Genomic DNA, 20,654 nt, shown 5'->3' with positions numbered 1-20,654 from the left:
AGGCGACAAACGCCTGCAGCCACCTGCCGCGACAGCAACATTTCGCGCGGCGCATATGGGATGACATAGAATGACGACCAAACCGCCGGCCGACGTGACGTTCGACACCTCTTTGGCCCGTCCCGATAAAATGGGCACAGAGGCGCGTGACGATGGCGTGAATTTTGCCCTTTTTTCCAATGCCGCGGAAAAGGTTGAACTGTGTCTGTTCGACGAATCCGGCCAGACAGAAACAGCCCGTGTCGCTCTGCCCGATATGGAAGGCGGCGTTTGGCATGGCTTTGTACCGGGTCTGAAAATCGGTCAGCGCTATGGCTACCGCGTCCATGGCCCCTACGATCCGGAAAACGGCCACCGTTTCAACCCCAACAAGCTGCTGCTTGACCCCTATGCCCGGGCGCTGATGGGCAAACTGGTCTGGGACGATTCTCTGTTTGGCTATCAGGTGGGCGAAGATGATCTGACCTTTGATGACCGCGATTCGGCTCGTTTCATGCCCAAGGGCGTGGTGACAGGCGACGACTATCAATGGGACCGCAACGATGCCCTACGCACCCGCTGGGACAAAACCGTCATCTACGAGGCCCACGTCAAAGGCCTGACAATGAAGCATCCTAGCGTTGTGCAGGCTGATCGCGGCACATTTGCCGCGCTGTCGTCCGATCCGGTAATCGAGCATTTGACAAAGCTGGGCGTCACCGCAATCGAACTGCTGCCAATCCATGCCTTTGCGAACGATAACTATTTGATCGAAAAAGGCCTTTCGAACTATTGGGGTTATAACACCCTGTCCTTCTTTGCCCCGCATCAAGGCTATCTGAAAAGCTGGGACATCAGAGAGGTCAAGGAAGCGATCGACCGTTTCCACGCCGCCGGGATCGAGGTGATCCTTGATGTTGTCTATAATCATACCTGCGAAGGCAGTGAGATGGGGCCGACCCTGTCGTTTCGCGGCATCGACAACGCAACCTACTACATGACTGGCGAAGACAAACGCCACGTCTATGACACCACGGGCACGGGAAACACCTTGAACGTGCAGCACCCCATGGTGTTGCGCATGGTCATGGATTCGCTGCGCTATTGGGTCGAGGTGATGCATGTCGACGGCTTCCGCTTTGACCTTGCCTCTACCCTTGCGCGGGATGCGGATGGATTTGACCGCAGCGGCAACTTCTTTGCGACGATCAGGCAGGATCCGGTGCTGTCCGCTGTCAAACTGATCGCAGAGCCGTGGGACATCGGCCATGGCGGCTATCAGGTCGGTGGCTTTGTCTGGCCGTTCCGGGAATGGAACGACAAGTCGCGCGACGATATCCGCGCCTTCTGGCGGCGGGATGACGGTATGGTCGCCCCGATGAGCGAGCGTTTGTCCGGATCGCCCGTCCAGTTCAATCACGACAATCGCCCCGCGACATCGTCAGTCAACTTTGTCGCGGCCCATGACGGTTTCACCTTATGGGACACGACCGCCTATAACGACAAACACAACGACGCGAATGGCGAAGATGGTCGCGACGGGCATGACAACAACATCAGCGACAACCTCGGGGCCGAGGGGCCAACCGATGACCCAGCGATCATTGAAGCACGCAAGCGGCGGGTAAAGGCCATGCTGGCCACTGTCGCGCTAAGCCAAGGCGTGCCGATGATCCTTGCGGGGGACGAATTCGGCCAGACGCAGCAGGGTAACAACAACGCCTATTGCCAAGACAACGATCTGACTTGGCTGGATTGGGATAACGCGGACCAGACGCTGATCGCCTCCGCCACGGCCGCGCTTGCGCTGCGTCAGGAACTGGACGGGTTCATCGACACCAGCTTTGGCAATGCAGAACTGTCGGACGGCAAGGCAATCCGTTGGCTGCACCCCGAAGGACGCGAAATGAGCAAGGACGACTGGCACGACGGCGGGCTGCGCATTTTTGCCAAGCGTGTGGTGATCGCTGGCGGCACTGATGTCCTGCTCATCCTGAATGCTGGCGATGCGGCAAAGTTTACTTTGCCCGATGGTGACTGGGCGCAAAGGCTGGACACATCTGCCCATGACCCGGCGGCACAGGTGACAGTGTCGGGAACCATTTCGGTTCCGTGGCAAAGCGTCCTTGTCCTGACGCAAGGCGGCCCCGCCTGACGGCGGGGCACGTTCCTAAACCTGCCAGATTGCGCCGCACCAGCCATAATCACCGTCAGGCTGCGTGCGGAAAAGCGGCTCTGTTTCAGGGCAATTGCCGGGCTGGCCAGCACCATGAGAGAACAGGCCGCGAAAGCGCTGGTCTCCTTGAGTCAGGATCGTGATATCAAGAATGTCGTCATTCGCCTCACATGCGATCACCCTTGCGCTGGCCCAACCATGTTTGCGGCGCAACGCAATGATTTTGCGATAGAACGGCAGCACGACATCATAGCCACGCCGGATTCCGTTACTGTCCCACGTCATCGGCAACCAAGGGATGCCGCTGGTAAATCCGAACTGGTCGTCAGAGTCTGATGTCCAAGGCACCGGCACCCGCGCCCCTTCGCGTCCTGGTCCATCCGGCCAGTACAATAGATCAAGAGGATCAGTGACGTCCCCTTTTGCCAGCTTGGGCTGCGGCAGTGACAGTTCCTCGCCCTGATAGATAATCCAGGGCCCCGGAAGAAAGGCCATTTGCAAAGCCAGCACCAGATCAGAGGCATCACCGCGCGTGTGCCGCGGCTGGTCGTGGCTGGAAAGCCAACCTGCAATCCTGTGAAGGCTTTCGCTTCGGGCAATCATATCAGCAACGACCGCCGGGCTGCCGCGCCCTTCGGGCAAGTCAGTGGTATAAACCGAATCCAGCCGCCCCGGCTGGGTAAAGGCCATAGCCAATTCGATCGACTGGTTGCCGGATGTATTTTCCCCGAACAGATAGGCGTCATCGCCCGCCCACTTCCGCAGGTTTTCCGCATAGGACGCACCATCGCCTGGCAACATGTCATAAACATGGTCCTGATAGGTATAGGGATTGAAGTTTTCGCCTGCCACCTTGTCCTGCACTTCCGGTCTTGCGGGCGGATTGTCTTTCATCACTTCGTCCCACAGGAATGCCGTGACGACATCGAACCGGAACCCGTCAACACCGCGATTTCGCCAGCCCTGCATCTGCGCTGCGATTTCGTCCTGCACGCCGGGACAGCGCAGATTCAAGCTGGGCTGCTGCGGCAGGAACTGGCTATAGTAGTATTGTCGCCGCTTGTGGTTCCAATGCCAGGCCGGCAGGCCGAATTGCGACAGCCAGTTATTGGGCGGGCTACCATCAGGTTTGGGATCGCGCCACAGGTAACGGTCAGCCATCCCCTCGTCGCCCGCGATCGCATCAAGGAACCAAGGGCATTGGTCACTGGTGTGGTTCAACACTTGGTCCAGATAGACCTGCAGACCAAGATCATGCGCCTTGGCGACCATCGCGTCGAAATCGTCCAAAGTGCCAAACATAGGGTCGATGTGGCGATGATCGACGATGTCATAGCCACCGTCGATCATGGGCGATACATAGATTGGCGACAGCCAGATTGCATCGACGCCGAGGTCTGCAATATGGCTCAACCTCCGCCTGATCCCCGGCAAATCGCCGGTTCCACTGCCATTGGAGTCCTGAAACGAACGCGGGTAAATCTGATAAATCGCCGGCGTTTTGTTACGCTCCAACGATCATGCCTCCATTCGGATGCAGGGTCTGCCCTGTAAAGTAACTGCCATCACTAGAGGCTAGAAACAGAAATGCAGTCGCCACTTCCCATGGCTGTCCGGCGCGCCCCATCGGAACATCGGATCCGAAATCTTCGACCATATCGGCAGGCATTGATCCCGGGATGAACGGCGTCCAGATCGGGCCGGGGGCTACGGCGTTCACACGGATCCCTTTTTCAACCAAATTGGCCGACATAGACCGGCTGAATGCCAGCGATGCACCGCGCGTGGTCGAATAGGAAATCAGTTTTGCGTTGCCTTTGAACGCGTTGACCGAGGTCGTATTGATAATGCAGTCGCCGCTTTTCAAATGCGGCAATGCCGCCTGCGTGCAAAAGAAATAAGACATGACATTGCTGTCCATCGTGCGGCGGAGGGTTTCCTCTGACAAGTCTGTCAGATCATCATCCATCCACTGCATGGCAGCATTATTGATCAGGATATCGAGTTGGCCAAACGTGGCGACAGTCTTTGCCACTGCGGCGTCCGCATGGTCCTTGTTGCCCAGATCGCCAGCAATCAGCACGGCTTCTGACCCTTCTGCTTCGACCAGGCGTTTGGTTTCTTCGGCATCGCGGTCTTCGTCGAAATAGGCGATTGCGACTTTTGCCCCCTCGCGGGCAAAGAGCACGGACACCGCGCGACCTATCCCGCTGTCCCCACCGGTAATCAGCGCAACTTTACCTTTCAGTTTCCCGACACCGGGATGGCGGGGCATGTAGTCGGGGGCCGGATCCATTTTGTGTTCGTCCGCTGGCATGGAGTCCTGATGTTGGGCGGGAATCTTTGGTGCATCGGTCATAAGCTATCCTGTCGTGGCTAAAGCTGAGTTGGTGAGCAAACCGCCGAGATCAGACAGAGGTTCCCAGAGCATGACACATTGGTGATCACGGAACCCCGATGCTGTGCGGATCGTTGAGCAGCAACTTTACAAATCAGGAGAGAGCCATGGATCTTGGCATCAAAGGCAAACGCGCGCTGGTAACCGGCGGTTCTGGCGGCATGGGCATTGAGACGATTAAACGCTTTATCGAAGCAGGCGTGACCGTCACCGCAACCGACCTGAAGGACGAAGACTTGGAGCCAGTTCGTAAGGAGTTCGGCATCGAATGCATCGCCGGCGATCTGTCCAGCAAAGCGGGCGTTGACGACTTTATTGCCAAGGCCGGCACAGACTTCGACATCTGGGTCCACGCTGCCGGTGTCACCGGCGACAAGGGCGATCCCCTGACAATGAGTGAAGAGGCCTGGGAAGACGCGCTGAACATCGATTTCATGTCGGGCGTTCGTATGGCGCGTCACCTGTGTCCGCCCATGATCGACCGCGGCTGGGGCCGCGTCGTTTTTGTCACTTCGGAAAATGTGGCCCAGCCGTATCCCGAAGAGACGGTTTATAACTCTGCCAAGTCCGCCCTGCTGAGCCATGCGAAAAGCATTGCGATGGCGCATTCGGACAAAGGCCTGCTGGTGAACTGCATCGCGCCCGCCTTTATCGAAACGCCGATGACCGACGGTATGATGGAAAAGCGCAAAGAGGAAAATGGCTGCAGCTTTGACGAGGCTGTCGAGAGCTTTCTTGAGGAAGAGCGCCCCTATCTGGTGATGAAACGCCGCGGCAAGGTCGAGGAAGTGGCACCCGTCATCGTTTTCCTGTGCAGCGAACTGTCGTCCTTTGTCACCGGTTCGAATTGGCGCATTGATGGCGGTGCCGTCGGTTCCATCAACGTCTGATGGACCGCGCTGCGCTGGAACAGCATATCCGGAACACTCCGGTCGTCGGGTCGCCTGCAAATATGCGGGCGGCTTTTCTGACGCTTGCACAGGCGGGGACCGTGCCCGACCTGCCGCCGCAGCAAGACGTTGGCGGCTGCCCCGGACGCTGGTTCGGGCAAGGCGGCAAACCGATTATCTGGCTGCATGGTGGCGGCTATGTGTTTGGCGGATCTGACAGCCATGCCGCCCCCGCGCAGGCCTTGGCCGATCTGTCAGGGCGCGCTGTTTTTGTCCCGGATTATCCATTGGCGCCGGAACATCCCTGGCCGGCGCAGCTGAATGCTGCGGTCGCGGTCGCTGATGCAATCGGGCCTTGCGATCTGGTGGGGGACAGTGCCGGTGGGCATCTGGCCCTACACCTTGCGCTGGACCGTTCCGACCTGATTGGTACGCTGGCCGTCCTTTCGCCAAACACCGATCGCAGCGGGCAAAGCACGACACGCGCGCGCAATACGGTCTGTGATTTAATGAACGACGACGCGCAGGATCGCAGACTGAGCGACATGGCGCTTGGACACCTGCGCGACGATGATCCGGCAGCATCTCCTCTTTACGCTGACTTGGGAAAGCTACCGCCCTTGTTCGTTAGCGCCACAACGACAGAGGTTCTGCTGGACGATTCCCTGATGCTTGTCCGCGCTGCTGCGCGGCAGGGCGTTTGCGTGACAGCGGCCATTTTGCCGAACCTGTTTCATATGTGGCACCTGTGGCCAGATGCCACACCGCAAGCCCTTGAAACCTTGCGGCATGTCGCAGGTCATTTGGGGGAAACCGGTAGTCAATAAATTTCGCGTTAAACGAGGCAAAAACCGACGAAAACCGACAGGGATGGCGTGAAAAGGGCTGGCCCATCGCACCGCCCTCGGCGATAACGATGCCATGTCATTGTTCCTTATCGTCGCCCTGCCCTTTCTCGGCGCCCTGCTGCCCGGCCTGTTCATCAGGGCCGGCCGTCAGGCGTGCTTTGTCGCAACCTTCACGGTAAGTGCACTGGCCTTCGTTGGCCTGATGACGCACCTGCCCGCAGTGCTAAGGGGACAGGTGGCAACCGCCCGTCTGGATTGGCTGCCGGATCTGGGCCTGAACCTGAACCTGTTCCTTGATCCGCTGGGCTTCATGTTCGCGGCAATGATCTTGGGGATCGGCCTGCTGATCATCATCTACGCACGCTGGTATCTGTCCCGCGACGACAATATGGGCGAGTTTTACAGCTATCTGCTGCTGTTCCAAGGCGCGATGGTTGGCATCGTGCTATCGGACAACATCTTGATGATGCTGGTATTCTGGGAATTGACGTCGCTGTCGTCCTTCCTGCTGATTGGATTTTGGAAACATCTTCCGGCAGGGCGCCAAGGCGCGCGGATGGCACTGACCGTGACTGGTATGGGCGGCCTTGCGATGATTGGTGGCATGCTGATCCTTGGCCAGATTGTCGGCAGCTATGACCTAACTGTCATTCTGGAAAACCGCGAGTTGATCCAGGCCTCGCCGCTTTATCTGCCCGCTTTGCTACTGATCCTGACCGGCTGTTTTACAAAATCCGCGCAATTCCCGTTCCATTTCTGGCTGCCCCACGCGATGAGCGCGCCCACGCCCGTTTCTGCCTATCTGCACTCTGCCACGATGGTGAAGGCAGGCTTGTTCCTGATGGCCCGCATGTGGCCGGTTTTGTCTGGTACCGATGTCTGGATCACGCTCGTCTGCTCTGTCGGCTTGATCACCATGGTGGTTGGCGCATTCATCGCCTTCTTTAAGCATGACCTGAAGGCGTTGCTGGCGTTTTCCACCGTGTCTCATTTGGGCCTGATCTGCTTTTTGCTGGGCACCGGCACGACCTTTGGCGCGATGGCTGCCGTTTTTCATATCCTCAACCACGCCAGCTTTAAGGCCGCGTTGTTCATGGTTGCGGGCATCGTTGATCACGGCGTGCATACCCGCGACATGCGTAAACTGGGCGGGCTGCGGCATGTCATGCCGCTGACCTTTGTTCTGGCGACGCTGGCAGGTTTGTCGATGGCTGGCATTCCGCTACTGAACGGCTTCATTTCCAAGGAAATGATGCTGGAAGAGGCAGTCCACACCACCCTGTTCGGCAGCCCCCTGCTGGTCGCGGTTGTGGCAACGGTTGGCGCGTTATTTTCGGCGGCCTATTCGTTCCGCTTCATCTCTCACACCTTCTTGGGGGCAGAGCGGGATGACTATCCTGCCCATCCGCACGACCCCAAGGCGGGCCTGTGGTTTTCTCCTGCCCTGCTGATGATCCCTGTGATCGCCCTCGGCGTTGCGCCGTTCCTGGCTGAACCCTTTGTCCGCTTGGTGACAGAAGCTGTCGTCGGCGGCGTGGCCGAATTGCCAGAAGAGCATCTTGCGCTTTGGCACGGCTTTAAACCTGCGTTGTATATGTCGATGATTGCCGTTGTTGGCGGCCTCATCTGGCTGGCGCTGTTCAGCCCATTGTCCCGCATGTGGGAAGCCGCCCCCCGGCCCGAAGCGAAAGAGCTTTTTGACGCCCTGATCAAAGCGCTGGCAAATGGTGCCGGCGTATTTAGCCGGGCGCTGCATGACGGCAGCTTTACCCGTTATGCTGCGATTTTCACGCTGGCGGTGGTCGGTATCGGTGCGCATGCCTGGTTTACTGGTACGGCAGGCGGTGCAACCCGCACGATGCAGGCGATGACGCCGATCGCTGTCATGCTGTGGGGTATGCTGATTGCGGCGACCTGTTTCCTTGTTGTTTATCACCGCAACCGTTTGGCAGTTCTGATCCTGATGGGGATCATTGGCCTGATTGTGTCGGTCAGCTTTAACTTCTTCTCTGCCCCGGACCTTGCCCTGACGCAAATCTCGGTCGAAGTGGTGACGATTATCCTGCTTTTGCTGGCGCTTAACTTTCTGCCGAACCGCAGCCCCAAGGAATCAAGCACTGCCCGCCGCACACGCGATGCTGCCATTGCGTTGATTGGCGGGGTTGGTGTCGCCGGCCTTGTCTGGACAATCCTGATGTCCGGCTTCCCGCTGACCTCTATTTCCGAGTATCATCTTGCCAATTCGTACAAAGGCGGCGGCGGTGACAACGTCGTTAACGTCATCCTCGTGGATTTCCGTGGCTATGATACGTTTGGCGAAATCATCGTGCTTGGTATCGCAGCACTGGTGATCTATGCCCTGACAGAGGCGCTGTTGAACGGACCCGTCCGCGCCAAACTGCTGAACCGTGACTTCGAGGAAGCCCGCGCAGGCGATGCACATCCGCTGATGATGGTCGTATTGACCCGCGTGATGATGCCCGTCGTGCTGATGGTCGGCGTTTACATCTTCTTGCGCGGTCATAATGAACCCGGCGGCGGTTTCGTTGCGGGTCTGGTCGTCGCTATCGCTGTCGTCATGCAGTATATGGCATCCGGATTTGCCTGGGCGGAAAAGCGGCAACGCTATCCATATCACGGCATTATCGGCGCAGGCGTGCTTTGCGCCGGCCTGACCGGCATCGGATCATGGTTCGCCGGACAGCCGTTCCTGACATCTGCTTTCGGCTATTTCCGCATCCCGCCGATGCAGAAATTCGAACTGGCCACAGCCATGGGCTTTGACCTGGGCGTGTTCCTGTCCGTTGTCGGCGCAGTCATGCTGCTTTTGGAAAGCTTCTTTCGCCTTGGCCGCCGCGCTGGAACGGAAGACAGCGAATATGCCATCGATATCGACCCGTCCCGCACCGATACGGCCAAGGAGGGCTGATTATGGAACTTCTTGTCGCCTCTGCCATCGGCGTGCTTACGGCTGCCGGCATATATATGGTGCTACGACAGCGCACCTTTTCCGTTATTATCGGCACATCGCTACTAAGCTATGCCGTCAACGTGTTCCTGTTCGCCTCTGGCCGGCTGACGGTGAATGCGCCGCCCGTGCTGCGTGACGGCGTTGACGTCTATGCCGATCCATTGCCGCAGGCGCTGGTGCTGACGGCAATCGTCATTTCCTTTGGCATGACAGCGGTCGTCGTGATCATGGCGCTTGGCTCCTACCTTAGCGCGGGCGATGATCTGGTGGATGTGCCTGATCCCCATGCGGATATTCCGCAGGCCCCGCAAACCCTGCGCGGGGAGGCTGTGGAATGACCCATTGGCTTATCGCACCTGTCGTCCTGCCTGCCATGCTCGCCGCCATTCTTGTGCTCGTGGCACGCTTCCATGTGTCGCTGCAGCGCACTTTGTCGATGGCGGGGACTGTAGTCTTGCTGGCCATCGCCGCAGGGCTGTTCTGGCAGGCTTCTGACGGGACAATCAGCGTCTATCAGCTAGGCCATTGGCAGGCACCATTCGGTATCGTGCTGGTCGCGGATCGCCTGTCCACGCTTATGGTGCTGGTGACGGCCATCCTTGCCCCGCTTGTCCTGCTTTACGCCATTGGCAGCGGCTGGGATGTCCGGGGGCGGCACTTTCATCCGCTTTTTCAGTTCCAACTGATGGGAATAACCGGAGCCTTCCTGACTGGCGACGTCTTTAACCTGTTCGTCTTCTTCGAAGTCCTACTGATTGCGTCTTATGGCCTGATGGTCCACGCAGGCGGCGCAGAGCGTCTGCGCGCAGGTACGCAATACGTACTGTACAACTTGCTTGGCTCTACCCTGTTTCTATTCGCACTGGGCACAATCTATGCCCAGACTGGCACGCTAAACATGGCTGATCTTGCGGAACGAGTTGCGACACTCGATCTGGCGGATAACGCCGGCATCCGCGTCGCGGCTGTGCTTTTGCTGCTGGTCTTCGCGGTGAAGGCCGCGATATTGCCGCTGCATTTCTGGCTTCCCGCCAGCTACGCAGAGGCCCCTGCCCCTGTTGCTGCCCTGTTCGCAATCATGACCAAGGTCGGTGCTTATGGCATTATCCGCATCTATACGCTGGTTTTCCCGCCGGATCTGACTGCCACGCAGGGGCTGTTCGATACCTGGCTTATGCCGGCGGCGCTGCTGACGCTTGCGCTGGGGATGATCGGGGTACTTGGGTCCCGGCGGATCGACAAGCTGGTCGCGTTTGCCGTTATTGGCTCGATGGGAATGCTGCTAAGCGCAGTGGCGGTGTTTACGCCGGAAGGTATTGTCGCAGCGCTATACTATGCCATTCATTCAACATTCGCGACGGCGGCGCTGTTTTTACTGGTGGATGTGCTGCGTGATCGGCGCGGCAAGGTTGGCGCATGGCTGAATGATGCCGTCCCCGTTGCCGGGGGGCCGTTGGTTGCAGGCATGTTCTTTGTTGCCGCCATCGGTATGACCGGATTGCCGCCACTGTCCGGCTTTGTTGGCAAGCTCTTGATCCTTGATGCCGCGCGGGAATCGACCCTGATTTGGTGGATCTGGGCCACGGTGCTTGCGGGATCGCTGGTCGCCGTCGTCGGCTTTGGCCGGGCAGGAAGCCAAATTTTCTGGCGCTCGCATCAGATCGCTCTTGATCGGGTCGATGATGCCGAAAGCGAGGAGGAGGAGGCGAATACCGCAGATCCATCTCCTGCGCAGCCAGCTTTGCCGATGATTGCGATCGGTAGCTTGATTGCCCTGCTTGTTGCGCTGACCGTCTTTGCTGGCCCGATGACCCGCAATCTGTCTGCAACGGCGGCGCAATTGTTCGCGCCAGAGCCATACATCTCGGCCGTTCTGTCGATGCCGGGCAAAGTGATTAAATCTGATTCGCACAGCGATCATGACGCAGGCTATGCAACCGAAGATAAAGACGAAGGGGGTCACTGATATGCCGCTCCGAATGACCCGTCGCCTTGCGCCGCATCCGCTGCTGACCGTCATACTTGTTGCCGTATGGTGCCTGCTGAACAACAGTATCACCTTAGGAACGGTAGTTTTTGGCACGATCCTTGGCGTCCTGATCCCCATCGTGACGGCCGCCTATTGGCCTGACCGCCCACCGGTCGCCCGCCCGTTTCGGTTGATCGCCTATTGTCTGATCGTGATGTTCGACATCATTAAATCCAACGCGCAGGTCGCTTGGCAGATTCTGTTCAAGCCTGACCGGACACTGCAGCCTGCGTGGATCGTTATCCCGCTGGATCTAAAAAAGCCCGAAGCGATCACACTGCTTGCCGGTTCGATTACATTGACGCCGGGCACCCTGTCTTCCGACCTTAGCGCCGATGGAACTGCACTGCTTGTTCATGCCCTGCATGCGCCCGACCCGGACAGCGTGCGCGACGATATCAAAAACCGGTATGAGAGACGCCTCAGGAGGATTTTCCCATGATCTCCACCGCGATTTATGTGTCCGTCGGGATTGTTGGACTCGCGCAAGTACTGGCCATGGTGCGCCTGCTGCGCGGCCCCCATGTCGGTGACCGCATTCTGGCACTTGATACGATGGTCATCAACGCGATTGCCTTAATCATCCTCGCCGGGATGAGCCTAGGCACTCAGATGTATTTCGAAAGCGCGATGATTATTGCCATGCTCGGCTTCGTATCCACCGTAGCCCTGTGTCGATTTGTCCTTCGGGGGGATATCACAGAATGACCATGTCCATTTACGCCGAAATTGCCGTATCCGCCCTGCTGCTGATCGGCGCATCATTCACCTTGGCCGGTTCGCTTGGCCTGCTGAAACTGTCGGATGCCATGTCGCGGCTACATGCGCCAACACTGTCTTCGACCTTGGGAGTCGGGTCGCTTTTGCTGGCGTCCATGGTTTATGGTTTTGCCACCGGCATGCCGTCCCTGCATGAAATGCTGGTCATGGCTTTCCTGTTTGTTACGGCACCGATTTCCGCAAACTTCATCGCAAAGGTGCACCTGCACCGCTGCCGTGATGTTGAAGAACTGCCTCAGCCGCCTGCTGATAAGATTTGGGCCACCCGTTCCGACACTTAAGTCAAGCTCTGGCGTCGCCTGAAACAATCTGATCCGCGCGTTCGGTCTGCGGATCAGACCGAAGCATGCGTGTAATCGCGCCTTCGACCATCTGAGATACCTGCCCTTTCATCATGGCAAGGACCATCGGTATTTCGACCGTTCCGCCAACGGCATCAGCGGTCAGGATGGCATCCACAACAATCGTCTGCCCCATCACGCCAATTCGCAGCAGCATGCCATCTTCGCCAATCCGCGTCGCATCGACCTTGCCGCCACCGGGAATTGCCTTTTCAAGCTTCGGCACGCCGTCAAGCAAGCGCTGCGCGGCAACTTCGACCGGCATGGTATGGGGGACGCTGAACGGGATGCGAGGCATGGCCAAAAACTCCTGAAGTGACTGCTACCCACGTAATGGGCAAATAACGCCGTGACATCATTTCCGCCGCGTCACACCGGCAGGTCGCCCGCAGGGCGAACACCAAACAAAGCGCATTGGCGCGGTGTCAATTTTGCAGGACAACGCCCGCATGTAAGAGAGCACCGCCTCTAGATTGCATCTTTATTTACGCGTGTAAATAAAAGCATTGGATCTTGTTAGTTTTTTTGACGTAGTATCTAAAACTGCGATGTAAGCTGGGGGGAGCAATGTGCGATGGCAAAGCCAAAAATTCACACGATGGAAGAACTGGCCGAGGCAATTGGCGTCTCACGCCCAACGCTGTCGCGCTATTTTCAAGATCCCACCAAGGTCAGCAAATCCTCTGTCGCGCGCATCGCTGATGGCTTGGAAAAGGTTGAATACACGCCGAATTTTTTTGCCACCCGCATGAACCGTAAATCGACGGGTCTGATCGGCGTCATCATTCCCTATCTGAACGACTTGTTTTTCACCCTTCTGCTGGAAGCGATTGAAACCGCGTCGCTGCGTGCGGGGTATACAGTTATCACCCAATGTTCACATGCTGATCCGGCGCTTGAAAAGCGGGCCGCCGAGACATTCCTGTCGATGAATGTGGATGGCGCGATCGTGGCACCGCTGGGCGACGACAGCGATATGGACGTCTATGCGCGCCTGAACGAACGCTTGCCCTTTGTCCTAATGGATTCGCGTCCGAAAGCACTGCAAGACGTTGATTTTATCGGGTCCGACCACCGACAAAGCACTGGTGCCATCACAGAGTATCTGTGCCGCGTCGGGCCGCCACCGGTGTTTCTGGCTATGCCCCGCGTCAACTTTAACGCACTGGAAAGGGAAACAGCATATATCGAAAAGATGCGCGAACTTGGGCACGAACCGCAAATCGTGGGGGCCCGCCTGTACCACGAGCATGACCACTTTGAAGCGCACGGCCTGGCCGTGCTGGACGACATGTTCGCCCGCGGGCAGCTGATCGAATCATCCATACTCTGCGCGAATGACCGGGTCGCAATTGGTGCGTTGCGCGCAGCAGCACAGCACGGACTGGAACCTGGCGCGCAGCGCAAGGGCGGTTTGCGAATCGCGGGGCACGATGACTACCCGCTTTGCCCCTTCACGACGCCATCACTGACAACTGTCGCGCAGAACGTGACGGCCATCGGTCAGACCGCGGTGGACCGACTTTTGGAAAAGTTACGCGCCGAAAATATTGCAGAGAATCAGGTCATTCACCTGATGGATGGCATCCTGAAAATCCGTGAGTCTGCATAGGTTCCGATAGGTTTGCTGCGCTGCAGCGATCAAATTTGAAATTTTGTATTGACGCAAGGTTGCTTCCCCCACTAAGTTTAACGCATGTAAAAATCCGTGGGAGGAACCTTTTCATGACTTTAAAGCGTAACCTGATGTCCACCGCAGTCGGCTTCGGCTTGGCTGCCGGCCTTGCTTCTGCTGCCATGGCAGAAGAAATCACCATCGCGACCGTGAACAACGGCGACATGGTGCGGATGCAGAAGCTGTCCCCGCAGTGGGAAGAAGCGACTGGCAACACAATCAACTGGGTTGTCTTGGAAGAGAACGTTCTGCGCCAGAACGTGACCACCGACATCTCGACCGGCGGTGGCCAGTACGACGTGATGACAATCGGCACCTACGAAGCACCGATCTGGGGCAACAACGACTGGCTCGTGTCGCTGGACGAAGGCATGGCCGATGATTGGAACGCTGACGACCTGCTGCCCGCCATCCGCAACGGTCTGACCGTCGATGGCACACTTTATGCAGCGCCGTTCTATGGCGAATCCTCGATGGTTATGTACCGCAAGGACCTGATGGAAGCTGCCGGCCTGGAAATGCCCGACGCACCGACATGGACGCAAATCCGTGAAGCTGCTGCCGCCATGACCGACCGCGACGCAGACATCAACGGCATCTGTGCCCGCGGCAAGGCTGGCTGGGGCGAGAACATGGCCTTTCTGACCGCCATGTCCAACTCGTTTGGCGCGCGCTGGTTCGACATGGACTGGAAAGCCCAGTTCGACAGCCCTGAGTGGAAAGAGACGCTGACGTTCTACCTCGACATGATGAACGAATCCGGCCCCGCCGGTGCAGCAAACAACGGCTTCAACGAAAACCTGACGCTGTTCCAACAGGGCAAGTGCGGCATGTGGATTGACGCGACTGTTGCCGCGTCCTTCGTTACCGGCGCTGACAGCACCGTTGCCGATCAGGTTGGTTTCGCACTGGCACCCGACAACGGTCTGGGCAAGCGCGGCAACTGGCTCTGGGCATGGTCGCTGGCAATCCCCGCCTCTTCTCAGAAGCAGGACATTGCAAAGGACTTCATCAGCTGGGCAACCGGTCAGTCCTACACCGCGCTGGTCGCTGGTGAAGAAGGCTGGGCAAACGTTCCCCCGGGCACACGCACCTCGCTCTACGAGAATGCAGAGTATCTGGAAGCCGCGCCTTTCGCACAGATGACCTTGGACAGCATCAACTCTGCTGACCCGTCCAACCCGTCCGTTCAGGAAGTGCCCTACACAGGCGTTCAGTTCGTCGCGATCCCGGAATTCTCTGGCATTGCAACGCAGGTTGGCCAGCAGTTCTCTGACGCTTTGGCCGGCAACCTGACCGCTGACGAAGCGCTGGCAAACGCACAGACGCTGACCAACGAAGAAATGGAAGCCGCAGGCTACTAAGCCCAGCTTCACCAAGATCGGGGGCGGCTCGCTCGCCCCCGATTTCTTTTGATAATTACACTAATGGTTGTAGGCTTTTCCGCAGGGCGCTTTTGCGCGGTCTGCGCAAAACCCTGCTCACTGTCGGGAGGAGCCAGTCATGGCGACAGAACACTCAAAATCATCCGCGCGGCTTATGATCGCACCAGCAGTGTTTGTGCTGCTGGTGTGGATGTTGGTCCCGCTTTGCATGACGTTATATTTTTCGTTTGCAGACTACCGCCCCATGCGCGGCACGTTTGATGCCTGGATCGGCTTCAGCAACTACGCGTCTTTCCTGACCTCGTCGTCGTTCTTGTCGTCAGTGATGGTGACCTTGCAAATGGTGGCCGGCATCCTACTGATCACCATCGGCGGCGGCGTTGCGCTGGCATTGTTGCTAGACCAGCCGATGTTTGGCCAAGGGATCGTGCGCATCCTTGTGATCGCCCCCTTCTTTGTCATGCCCACCGTGTCTGCGCTGGTGTGGAAGAACATGTTCTTCAACGTCGACAACGGTCTGTTCAGCTACCTTTGGGAATTTTTCGGCGCGCAGCCTTACGACTTTCTGTCGCAATCACCCCTGCTATCGATCGTCGTGATCGTGGCGTGGCAGTGGCTGCCTTTCGCGACGCTGATCCTACTGACTGCCGTACAATCGCTGTCTAGCGAGCAGCTGGAAGCCGCCGAAATGGACGGTGCCCCCGGTTATGCCCGGTTCTGGTACATCATCTTGCCGCACCTGAGCCGCGCAATCACCGTGGTTGTTCTGATCCAGACGATCTTTCTGCTGTCGATCTTTGCGGAAATCTTTGTCACTACCAACGGCGCCTTTGGCACCCGCACCCTGACCTACCTCGTGTATCAGCGTGTGCTGGAAAGCCAGAACATCGGTCTCGGCTCTGCCGGGGGAATCGTCGCCGTCATCCTTGCCAATATCGTTGCCATCTTCCTGATGCGCATCGTTGGCAAGAACCTCGATACCTGAAGGGAACGCAACCATGGCACGCGCTATCACAAATCGCAAAAAGATCATGTGGACCGCCCTGGCTTGGGGCATCGGCTTGCTGATCTTCTTTCCAATCCTGTGGACGTTTCTGACCAGCTTCAAATCAGAGGCCACGGCAATTTCCGACCCGCCCGTCTGGTTCTTTTTTGACTGGACGACGCAGAATTACTCCGATGTGCTTGAACGGTCGAACTATCCACTGGCGCTGATGAACTCGATCATTATCGCTGTCGGCTCAACCCTGCTGGGTATCATCATTGCGGTGCCTGCCGCTTGGGCCATGGCCTTTGTGCCGGGCAAGAAAACCAAGGACGTCCTGCTCTGGATGCTGTCGACCAAAATGTTGCCGGCCGTGGGCGTGCTTTATCCGCTGGTTCTGATTGCTAAGTACTTTGGCGTGATGGACAGCCGGATCCTGCTGATTGTCGTGCTGATGCTGATCAACCTGCCGATCATCGTCTGGATGCTTTACACCTATTTCCGCGAAATTCCGGGTGAAATTCTGGAAGCCGCGCGCATGGACGGTGCCGGCCTGAAGAACGAGATCATCTATGTGCTGACCCCCATGGCTGTGCCGGGGATTGCATCGACTATCCTGCTGAACATCATCCTGGCCTGGAACGAGGCGTTCTGGACGATCATTCTGACAACGGTGAACGCAGCCCCGCTGACCAAGTTCATCTCTAGCTTCTCGGCACCAGAGGGTCTGTTCTACGCCAAACTCTCGGCTGCTTCGATCATGGCCATTGCACCGATCCTCATCATGGGCTGGTTCAGCCAGAAACAACTTGTCCGGGGCCTGACCTTCGGCGCTGTGAAATAAGGGAGAAGACCCATGGGACGCATTACACTTGATAAAGTGCAAAAGAAGTTCGGCGAAGTTGAAGTCATTCCGCCGCTGGATCTGACCATTGAAGACGGTGAATTTGTCGTCTTCGTCGGCCCCTCGGGCTGCGGTAAATCCACGCTGCTGCGTCTGATTGCCGGACTAGAGGATGTCACAGGCGGCGAAATCCGCATCGACGGCAAGCCTGCCACCGACCTGCCCCCCGCCAAGCGCGGTCTGGCGATGGTTTTTCAAAGCTATGCCCTGTATCCCCACATGTCCGTGCGCAAGAACATCGCCTTCCCGATGAAAATGGCGGGCATGGATCAGGCCGAGCAGGATCGCCGCATTGCCAAAGCGGCAGAAGCGCTGAACCTGACCGACTACCTTGACCGTCGCCCCGGCCAGCTGTCTGGCGGTCAACGCCAGCGTGTTGCCATTGGCCGTGCCATCGTGCGTGAACCTGCAGCATTCCTGTTCGACGAACCACTGTCGAACCTTGATGCGGCCCTGCGCGTCGGCATGCGGATGGAGATTTCAGAGCTGCACAGCACCCTGAAAACCACGATGATCTATGTGACACACGATCAGGTCGAAGCCATGACCATGGCCGACAAGATCGTCGTGCTGCGCGCTGGCAACATCGAACAGGTCGGCAGCCCGCTGGAGCTGTATAAAGCCCCGCGTAACACCTTCGTTGCCGGCTTTATCGGCAGCCCAAAGATGAATCTGCTGACCGGCGCAATCGCTGACAAGCACAATGCGACCACTATCGGTATCCGCCCCGAACACCTTGATGTGGTCGAATCCGGCGGCACCTTTACCGGCCGCGTCGGCGTGGCAGAGCATCTGGGTTCGGACACCTTTTTCCATGTCCATATCCCAGAGATGTCAGAGCCGATGACCGTCCGTGCAGGCGGTGAAGTCGGCTTGAAGCATGGTGACACTATCCACCTTGAGCCCCGTGCAGAGCATATTCACCGCTTTAACGCCCAAGGCCTGCGGATCGCATGATGCGTTTGGCTGGGAAATCAGCTTTGATCACCGGATCAGCCCGCGGCATTGGCCGCGGGTTTGCTGAGGCTTACCTGGCCGAAGGTGCCACCGTCGCGATTGCCGATATCAACATTGATGCGGCACGCGCGACAGCGGCAGATCTTGGTGAATGTGCCTACGCTGTCCAGCTGGATGTCAGCGACCAAGCCAGCATCGACGCCGCGATCGCCGCTGTCGTGGCGCAGGCGGGCAAACTTGATATTCTCATCAATAATGCGGCCCTCTTTGATGCGGCGCAAACCGTCGACATCACCCGCGCCTCTTATGACAAACTTTATGCCGTCAACGTCGCCGGCACATTGTTCACGATGCAAGCTGCGGCAAAGCAGATGATTGCCCAAGGTCACGGCGGCAAAATCATCAACATGGCATCACAGGCGGGCCGCAGAGGAGAGCCTTTGGTGCTGGTCTATTGCTCGACCAAGGCTGCTGTCATCTCTATGACCCAGTCCGCCGGGCTGAACCTGATCAAACACGGTATCAACGTGAACGCGATCGCCCCCGGTGTCGTGGACGGCGACCATTGGGACCACGTCGATTCCATGTTCGCCACTCTCGAAGGAAAGCCCCTGGGCCAGAAAAAGGCCGAAGTTGCCGCCTCTGTCCCTGCGGGCCGTTTCGCTGTGCCATCGGATCTGACCGGCATGGCTGTATTTCTCGCGTCGTCCGACGCGGATTACATCGTATCGCAGACCTATAATGTCGACGGCGGCCAGTGGATGAGCTGACCGCTACCACACAACCCCAAGCCCCCCTTTGAAAGCGCTATCATGGCCATCTCTTTGTCCCTTTCCACCCTGTCCGACCTGCCAGCTGACGTGCGCGTTCCGTCATATGCCCGCAGCGATCTGACCCCCGGCATCGTTCATATCGGACTTGGCAACTTTCACCGCGCACATCAGGCATGGTATCTGCATCGCTTGATGGATCAGGGCCTTGCCCATGATTGGGCCATCATTGGTGCCGGCGTGCGCCCCGCAGATGCCACATCGCGTGAAAAGATGCTGGCGCAGGACTGCCTGACGACGCTGATCGAACTTGATCCGGCCGGTAAATCGGCTGAAGTCACCGGGTCCATGATTGATTTCGTCCCCGTACAAGAGGGAAACGCCCCCCTGATCGCCGCGATGAGCCAGCCTGCGATCCGCATTGTGGCCCTGACTGTTACCGAAGGCGGTTATTACCAGACCGGAACCGGCGAGTTTGACGCGGATCATGCTGACATGGCGCATGACGCAGCAAACCCCGACACCCCGCGCAGCGCCTTTGGTGCCATGATCGCTGCCTTGCGTGCGCGGCGCGATGCAGGTGCCGGTCCATTCACTTGCCAGTCCTGCGACAACCTGCAGGGTAACGGCGACATTTTGCGCCAGACCATCATCGGCCTTGCGCGCCTGTCGGATCCGGATCTGGCCGATTGGATTGACACGCACTGCACCTTTCCCAATGCGATGGTTGACTGCATCGTACCGGCCACCGGCCCGTCAGAGCTTGCCCTCGCCCGCGAATTTGGTGTGGCCGACAACGTCCCCGTCACTCATGAAAACTTTCGCCAGTGGGTCATCGAAGATGCGTTCTGCGCAGGCCGCCCCGCATGGGAAAAGGTTGGCGCGACCCTGACGGACGATGTTCACGCCTACGAGGCGATGAAGCTGCGCTGCCTGAATGCCGGCCACCAGATCATTGCCAACGCCGGAGAGATCCTGAGTGTGGAAACGATCAACGGCTGCATGGAAGATGCTGCCATCAATGCATTTTTCCGCAAGGTCGAATTGACGGAAATCGTCCCTCACGTCCATGCCGTCCCCGGTATGACACCCGAAGCCTATGTCGACCTGATCGCCGGCCGTTTTGCCAATGCCCAGATCCGCGATACGACGCGGCGTGTCGCTTTCGACGGCTCATCGCGCCACCCCGGTTTCATCCTGCCGGTCATCCGTGACGCGCTGGCAGCCGGAACCTCTGTGTCTGGCCTGGCACTGGTCGAAGCCTTGTGGGCCCGCATGTGCGAAGGCACGCGCGAAGACGGAACCGTTATCGCGCCGAACGACCCGTATTGGGACGCTTTGCAGGCAGCAGCAAAGGATGCGAAAGCAAACCCTGCAAGCTGGCTTGCTCAGACACGCATCTATGGCGACCTTGGCCAGAACGCAACTTTCGTTGCCGAATTCAGCCGCTGGCTGCTTTTGATCAACGAGGCAGGCACCGTTGCCGCATTGACAGCTTACACCGCTGCCGATTGACGCCAGTAACGCGCAGCGTGACGAACCCTACAAGCGGGCCCTGTCGCAGGG

19 protein-coding genes are annotated in these 20,654 nt (G+C 58.0%); 16 read left to right on the top strand and 3 right to left on the bottom strand.

Translation table 11 applies throughout. From position 1 onward, the window contains the following. Positions 1-70 precede the first annotated feature (70 nt). On the top strand, positions 71-2,134 hold the full coding sequence (gene glgX / locus SJY10_RS03640) for a glycogen debranching protein GlgX (protein WP_386679692.1): 2,064 nt from the start codon (positions 71-73) through the stop codon (positions 2,132-2,134). A 15-nt stretch (positions 2,135-2,149) separates the two neighbouring features. On the opposite strand, the gene SJY10_RS03635 is transcribed toward glgX, so the two are convergent. Further along, positions 2,150-3,589: an alpha-amylase family glycosyl hydrolase gene (locus SJY10_RS03635; RefSeq protein WP_386684483.1), complete on the bottom strand. Its 1,440-nt coding sequence runs from the start codon at positions 3,587-3,589 to the stop codon at positions 2,150-2,152. Positions 3,590-3,659: 70 nt separating this feature from the next. Further along, a complete protein-coding gene (locus SJY10_RS03630) occupies positions 3,660-4,514 on the bottom strand; it encodes an SDR family oxidoreductase (RefSeq protein WP_386679691.1) in 855 nt (284 codons plus the stop codon). Between the two features lie 146 nt (positions 4,515-4,660). On the opposite strand from SJY10_RS03630, the gene SJY10_RS03625 reads away from it, so the two are divergent. From SJY10_RS03625 to SJY10_RS03590, 8 genes are all read left to right on the top strand, one after another. Beyond that, positions 4,661-5,443, top strand: a complete 783-nt coding sequence (locus tag SJY10_RS03625; RefSeq protein ID WP_386679690.1) for an SDR family NAD(P)-dependent oxidoreductase — start codon at positions 4,661-4,663, stop codon at positions 5,441-5,443. Next, entirely contained in the window at positions 5,443-6,270 is an 828-nt protein-coding gene (locus tag SJY10_RS03620; protein WP_386679689.1) for an alpha/beta hydrolase, read from the top strand. Before SJY10_RS03625 ends, SJY10_RS03620 begins: the two co-directional genes overlap by 1 nt. Positions 6,271-6,364: 94 nt before the next feature. Beyond that, positions 6,365-9,220: a monovalent cation/H+ antiporter subunit A gene (locus SJY10_RS03615; RefSeq protein WP_386679688.1), complete on the top strand. Its 2,856-nt coding sequence runs from the start codon at positions 6,365-6,367 to the stop codon at positions 9,218-9,220. Positions 9,221-9,222: 2 nt separating this feature from the next. Next, the gene (locus tag SJY10_RS03610) at positions 9,223-9,600 is read left to right on the top strand and encodes a Na+/H+ antiporter subunit C (RefSeq protein WP_386679687.1); all 378 of its coding nucleotides are present in this window, start codon (positions 9,223-9,225) and stop codon (positions 9,598-9,600) included. Next, positions 9,597-11,228 (top strand): monovalent cation/H+ antiporter subunit D, encoded by a 1,632-nt coding sequence (locus SJY10_RS03605; RefSeq protein ID WP_386679686.1) that lies wholly within the window; start codon positions 9,597-9,599, stop codon positions 11,226-11,228. The genes SJY10_RS03610 and SJY10_RS03605 overlap by 4 nt, the downstream gene beginning before the upstream one ends. A gap of 13 nt (positions 11,229-11,241) precedes the next feature. Beyond that, entirely contained in the window at positions 11,242-11,733 is a 492-nt protein-coding gene (locus SJY10_RS03600) for a Na+/H+ antiporter subunit E (protein WP_386679684.1), read from the top strand. Further along, on the top strand, positions 11,730-11,999 hold the full coding sequence (locus SJY10_RS03595; protein ID WP_386679682.1) for a K+/H+ antiporter subunit F: 270 nt from the start codon (positions 11,730-11,732) through the stop codon (positions 11,997-11,999). Before SJY10_RS03600 ends, SJY10_RS03595 begins: the two co-directional genes overlap by 4 nt. After that, entirely contained in the window at positions 11,996-12,352 is a 357-nt protein-coding gene (locus SJY10_RS03590; RefSeq protein ID WP_386679681.1) for a Na+/H+ antiporter subunit G, read from the top strand. The genes SJY10_RS03595 and SJY10_RS03590 overlap by 4 nt, the downstream gene beginning before the upstream one ends. A gap of 1 nt (position 12,353) precedes the next feature. On the opposite strand, the gene SJY10_RS03585 is transcribed toward SJY10_RS03590, so the two are convergent. Further along, positions 12,354-12,710, bottom strand: a complete 357-nt coding sequence (locus SJY10_RS03585; protein ID WP_386679679.1) for a hypothetical protein — start codon at positions 12,708-12,710, stop codon at positions 12,354-12,356. 276 nt (positions 12,711-12,986) lie between these two features. On the opposite strand from SJY10_RS03585, the gene SJY10_RS03580 reads away from it, so the two are divergent. From SJY10_RS03580 to SJY10_RS03550, 7 genes are all read left to right on the top strand, one after another. Further along, positions 12,987-14,024 carry a LacI family DNA-binding transcriptional regulator gene (locus SJY10_RS03580; RefSeq protein ID WP_386679677.1) on the top strand — a complete coding sequence of 346 codons (1,038 nt, stop codon included), beginning with the start codon at positions 12,987-12,989 and terminating at the stop codon, positions 14,022-14,024. Between the two features lie 113 nt (positions 14,025-14,137). Beyond that, complete coding sequence (locus SJY10_RS03575; RefSeq protein ID WP_386679676.1) at positions 14,138-15,451, top strand: ABC transporter substrate-binding protein; 1,314 nt, start codon at positions 14,138-14,140, stop codon at positions 15,449-15,451. 139 nt (positions 15,452-15,590) lie between these two features. Then, positions 15,591-16,457 carry a carbohydrate ABC transporter permease gene (locus tag SJY10_RS03570; RefSeq protein WP_386679674.1) on the top strand — a complete coding sequence of 289 codons (867 nt, stop codon included), beginning with the start codon at positions 15,591-15,593 and terminating at the stop codon, positions 16,455-16,457. Between the two features lie 13 nt (positions 16,458-16,470). Further along, on the top strand, positions 16,471-17,301 hold the full coding sequence (locus SJY10_RS03565; protein WP_386679672.1) for a carbohydrate ABC transporter permease: 831 nt from the start codon (positions 16,471-16,473) through the stop codon (positions 17,299-17,301). A gap of 12 nt (positions 17,302-17,313) precedes the next feature. Beyond that, the gene (locus SJY10_RS03560) at positions 17,314-18,318 is read left to right on the top strand and encodes an ABC transporter ATP-binding protein (RefSeq protein ID WP_386679670.1); all 1,005 of its coding nucleotides are present in this window, start codon (positions 17,314-17,316) and stop codon (positions 18,316-18,318) included. Further along, positions 18,318-19,088, top strand: a complete 771-nt coding sequence (locus SJY10_RS03555) for an L-iditol 2-dehydrogenase (RefSeq protein ID WP_386684480.1) — start codon at positions 18,318-18,320, stop codon at positions 19,086-19,088. Before SJY10_RS03560 ends, SJY10_RS03555 begins: the two co-directional genes overlap by 1 nt. 42 nt (positions 19,089-19,130) lie before the next feature. Beyond that, complete coding sequence (locus tag SJY10_RS03550; RefSeq protein WP_386679668.1) at positions 19,131-20,603, top strand: mannitol dehydrogenase family protein; 1,473 nt, start codon at positions 19,131-19,133, stop codon at positions 20,601-20,603. Positions 20,604-20,654: the final 51 nt, after the last annotated feature.

The organism is Loktanella sp. R86503 (assembly GCF_042466455.1).
Lineage (GTDB): Bacteria > Pseudomonadota > Alphaproteobacteria > Rhodobacterales > Rhodobacteraceae > Loktanella.
The sequence above is the reverse complement of the archived record's forward strand: the minus strand, read 5'-3'. Positions and strand labels throughout refer to the sequence as shown.

What these genes read in the sequence shown, in the direction of transcription:
- SJY10_RS03615 (WP_386679688.1), top strand. Translation starts at nt 6,365, where the DNA reads ATGTCATTGTTCCTTATCGTCGCCCTGCCCTTTCTCGGCGCCCTGCTG.
- SJY10_RS03565 (WP_386679672.1), top strand. Translation starts at nt 16,471, where the DNA reads ATGGCACGCGCTATCACAAATCGCAAAAAGATCATGTGGACCGCCCTG.
- SJY10_RS03630 (WP_386679691.1), bottom strand. Translation starts at nt 4,514, where the DNA reads ATGACCGATGCACCAAAGATTCCCGCCCAACATCAGGACTCCATGCCA.
- SJY10_RS03585 (WP_386679679.1), bottom strand. Translation starts at nt 12,710, where the DNA reads ATGCCTCGCATCCCGTTCAGCGTCCCCCATACCATGCCGGTCGAAGTT.
- SJY10_RS03625 (WP_386679690.1), top strand. Translation starts at nt 4,661, where the DNA reads ATGGATCTTGGCATCAAAGGCAAACGCGCGCTGGTAACCGGCGGTTCT.
- SJY10_RS03570 (WP_386679674.1), top strand. Translation starts at nt 15,591, where the DNA reads ATGGCGACAGAACACTCAAAATCATCCGCGCGGCTTATGATCGCACCA.
- SJY10_RS03600 (WP_386679684.1), top strand. Translation starts at nt 11,242, where the DNA reads ATGACCCGTCGCCTTGCGCCGCATCCGCTGCTGACCGTCATACTTGTT.
- SJY10_RS03575 (WP_386679676.1), top strand. Translation starts at nt 14,138, where the DNA reads ATGACTTTAAAGCGTAACCTGATGTCCACCGCAGTCGGCTTCGGCTTG.
- SJY10_RS03620 (WP_386679689.1), top strand. Translation starts at nt 5,443, where the DNA reads ATGGACCGCGCTGCGCTGGAACAGCATATCCGGAACACTCCGGTCGTC.
- glgX (WP_386679692.1), top strand. Translation starts at nt 71, where the DNA reads ATGACGACCAAACCGCCGGCCGACGTGACGTTCGACACCTCTTTGGCC.
- SJY10_RS03550 (WP_386679668.1), top strand. Translation starts at nt 19,131, where the DNA reads ATGGCCATCTCTTTGTCCCTTTCCACCCTGTCCGACCTGCCAGCTGAC.
- SJY10_RS03610 (WP_386679687.1), top strand. Translation starts at nt 9,223, where the DNA reads ATGGAACTTCTTGTCGCCTCTGCCATCGGCGTGCTTACGGCTGCCGGC.
- SJY10_RS03580 (WP_386679677.1), top strand. Translation starts at nt 12,987, where the DNA reads ATGGCAAAGCCAAAAATTCACACGATGGAAGAACTGGCCGAGGCAATT.
- SJY10_RS03605 (WP_386679686.1), top strand. Translation starts at nt 9,597, where the DNA reads ATGACCCATTGGCTTATCGCACCTGTCGTCCTGCCTGCCATGCTCGCC.
- SJY10_RS03555 (WP_386684480.1), top strand. Translation starts at nt 18,318, where the DNA reads ATGCGTTTGGCTGGGAAATCAGCTTTGATCACCGGATCAGCCCGCGGC.
- SJY10_RS03560 (WP_386679670.1), top strand. Translation starts at nt 17,314, where the DNA reads ATGGGACGCATTACACTTGATAAAGTGCAAAAGAAGTTCGGCGAAGTT.
- SJY10_RS03590 (WP_386679681.1), top strand. Translation starts at nt 11,996, where the DNA reads ATGACCATGTCCATTTACGCCGAAATTGCCGTATCCGCCCTGCTGCTG.
- SJY10_RS03595 (WP_386679682.1), top strand. Translation starts at nt 11,730, where the DNA reads ATGATCTCCACCGCGATTTATGTGTCCGTCGGGATTGTTGGACTCGCG.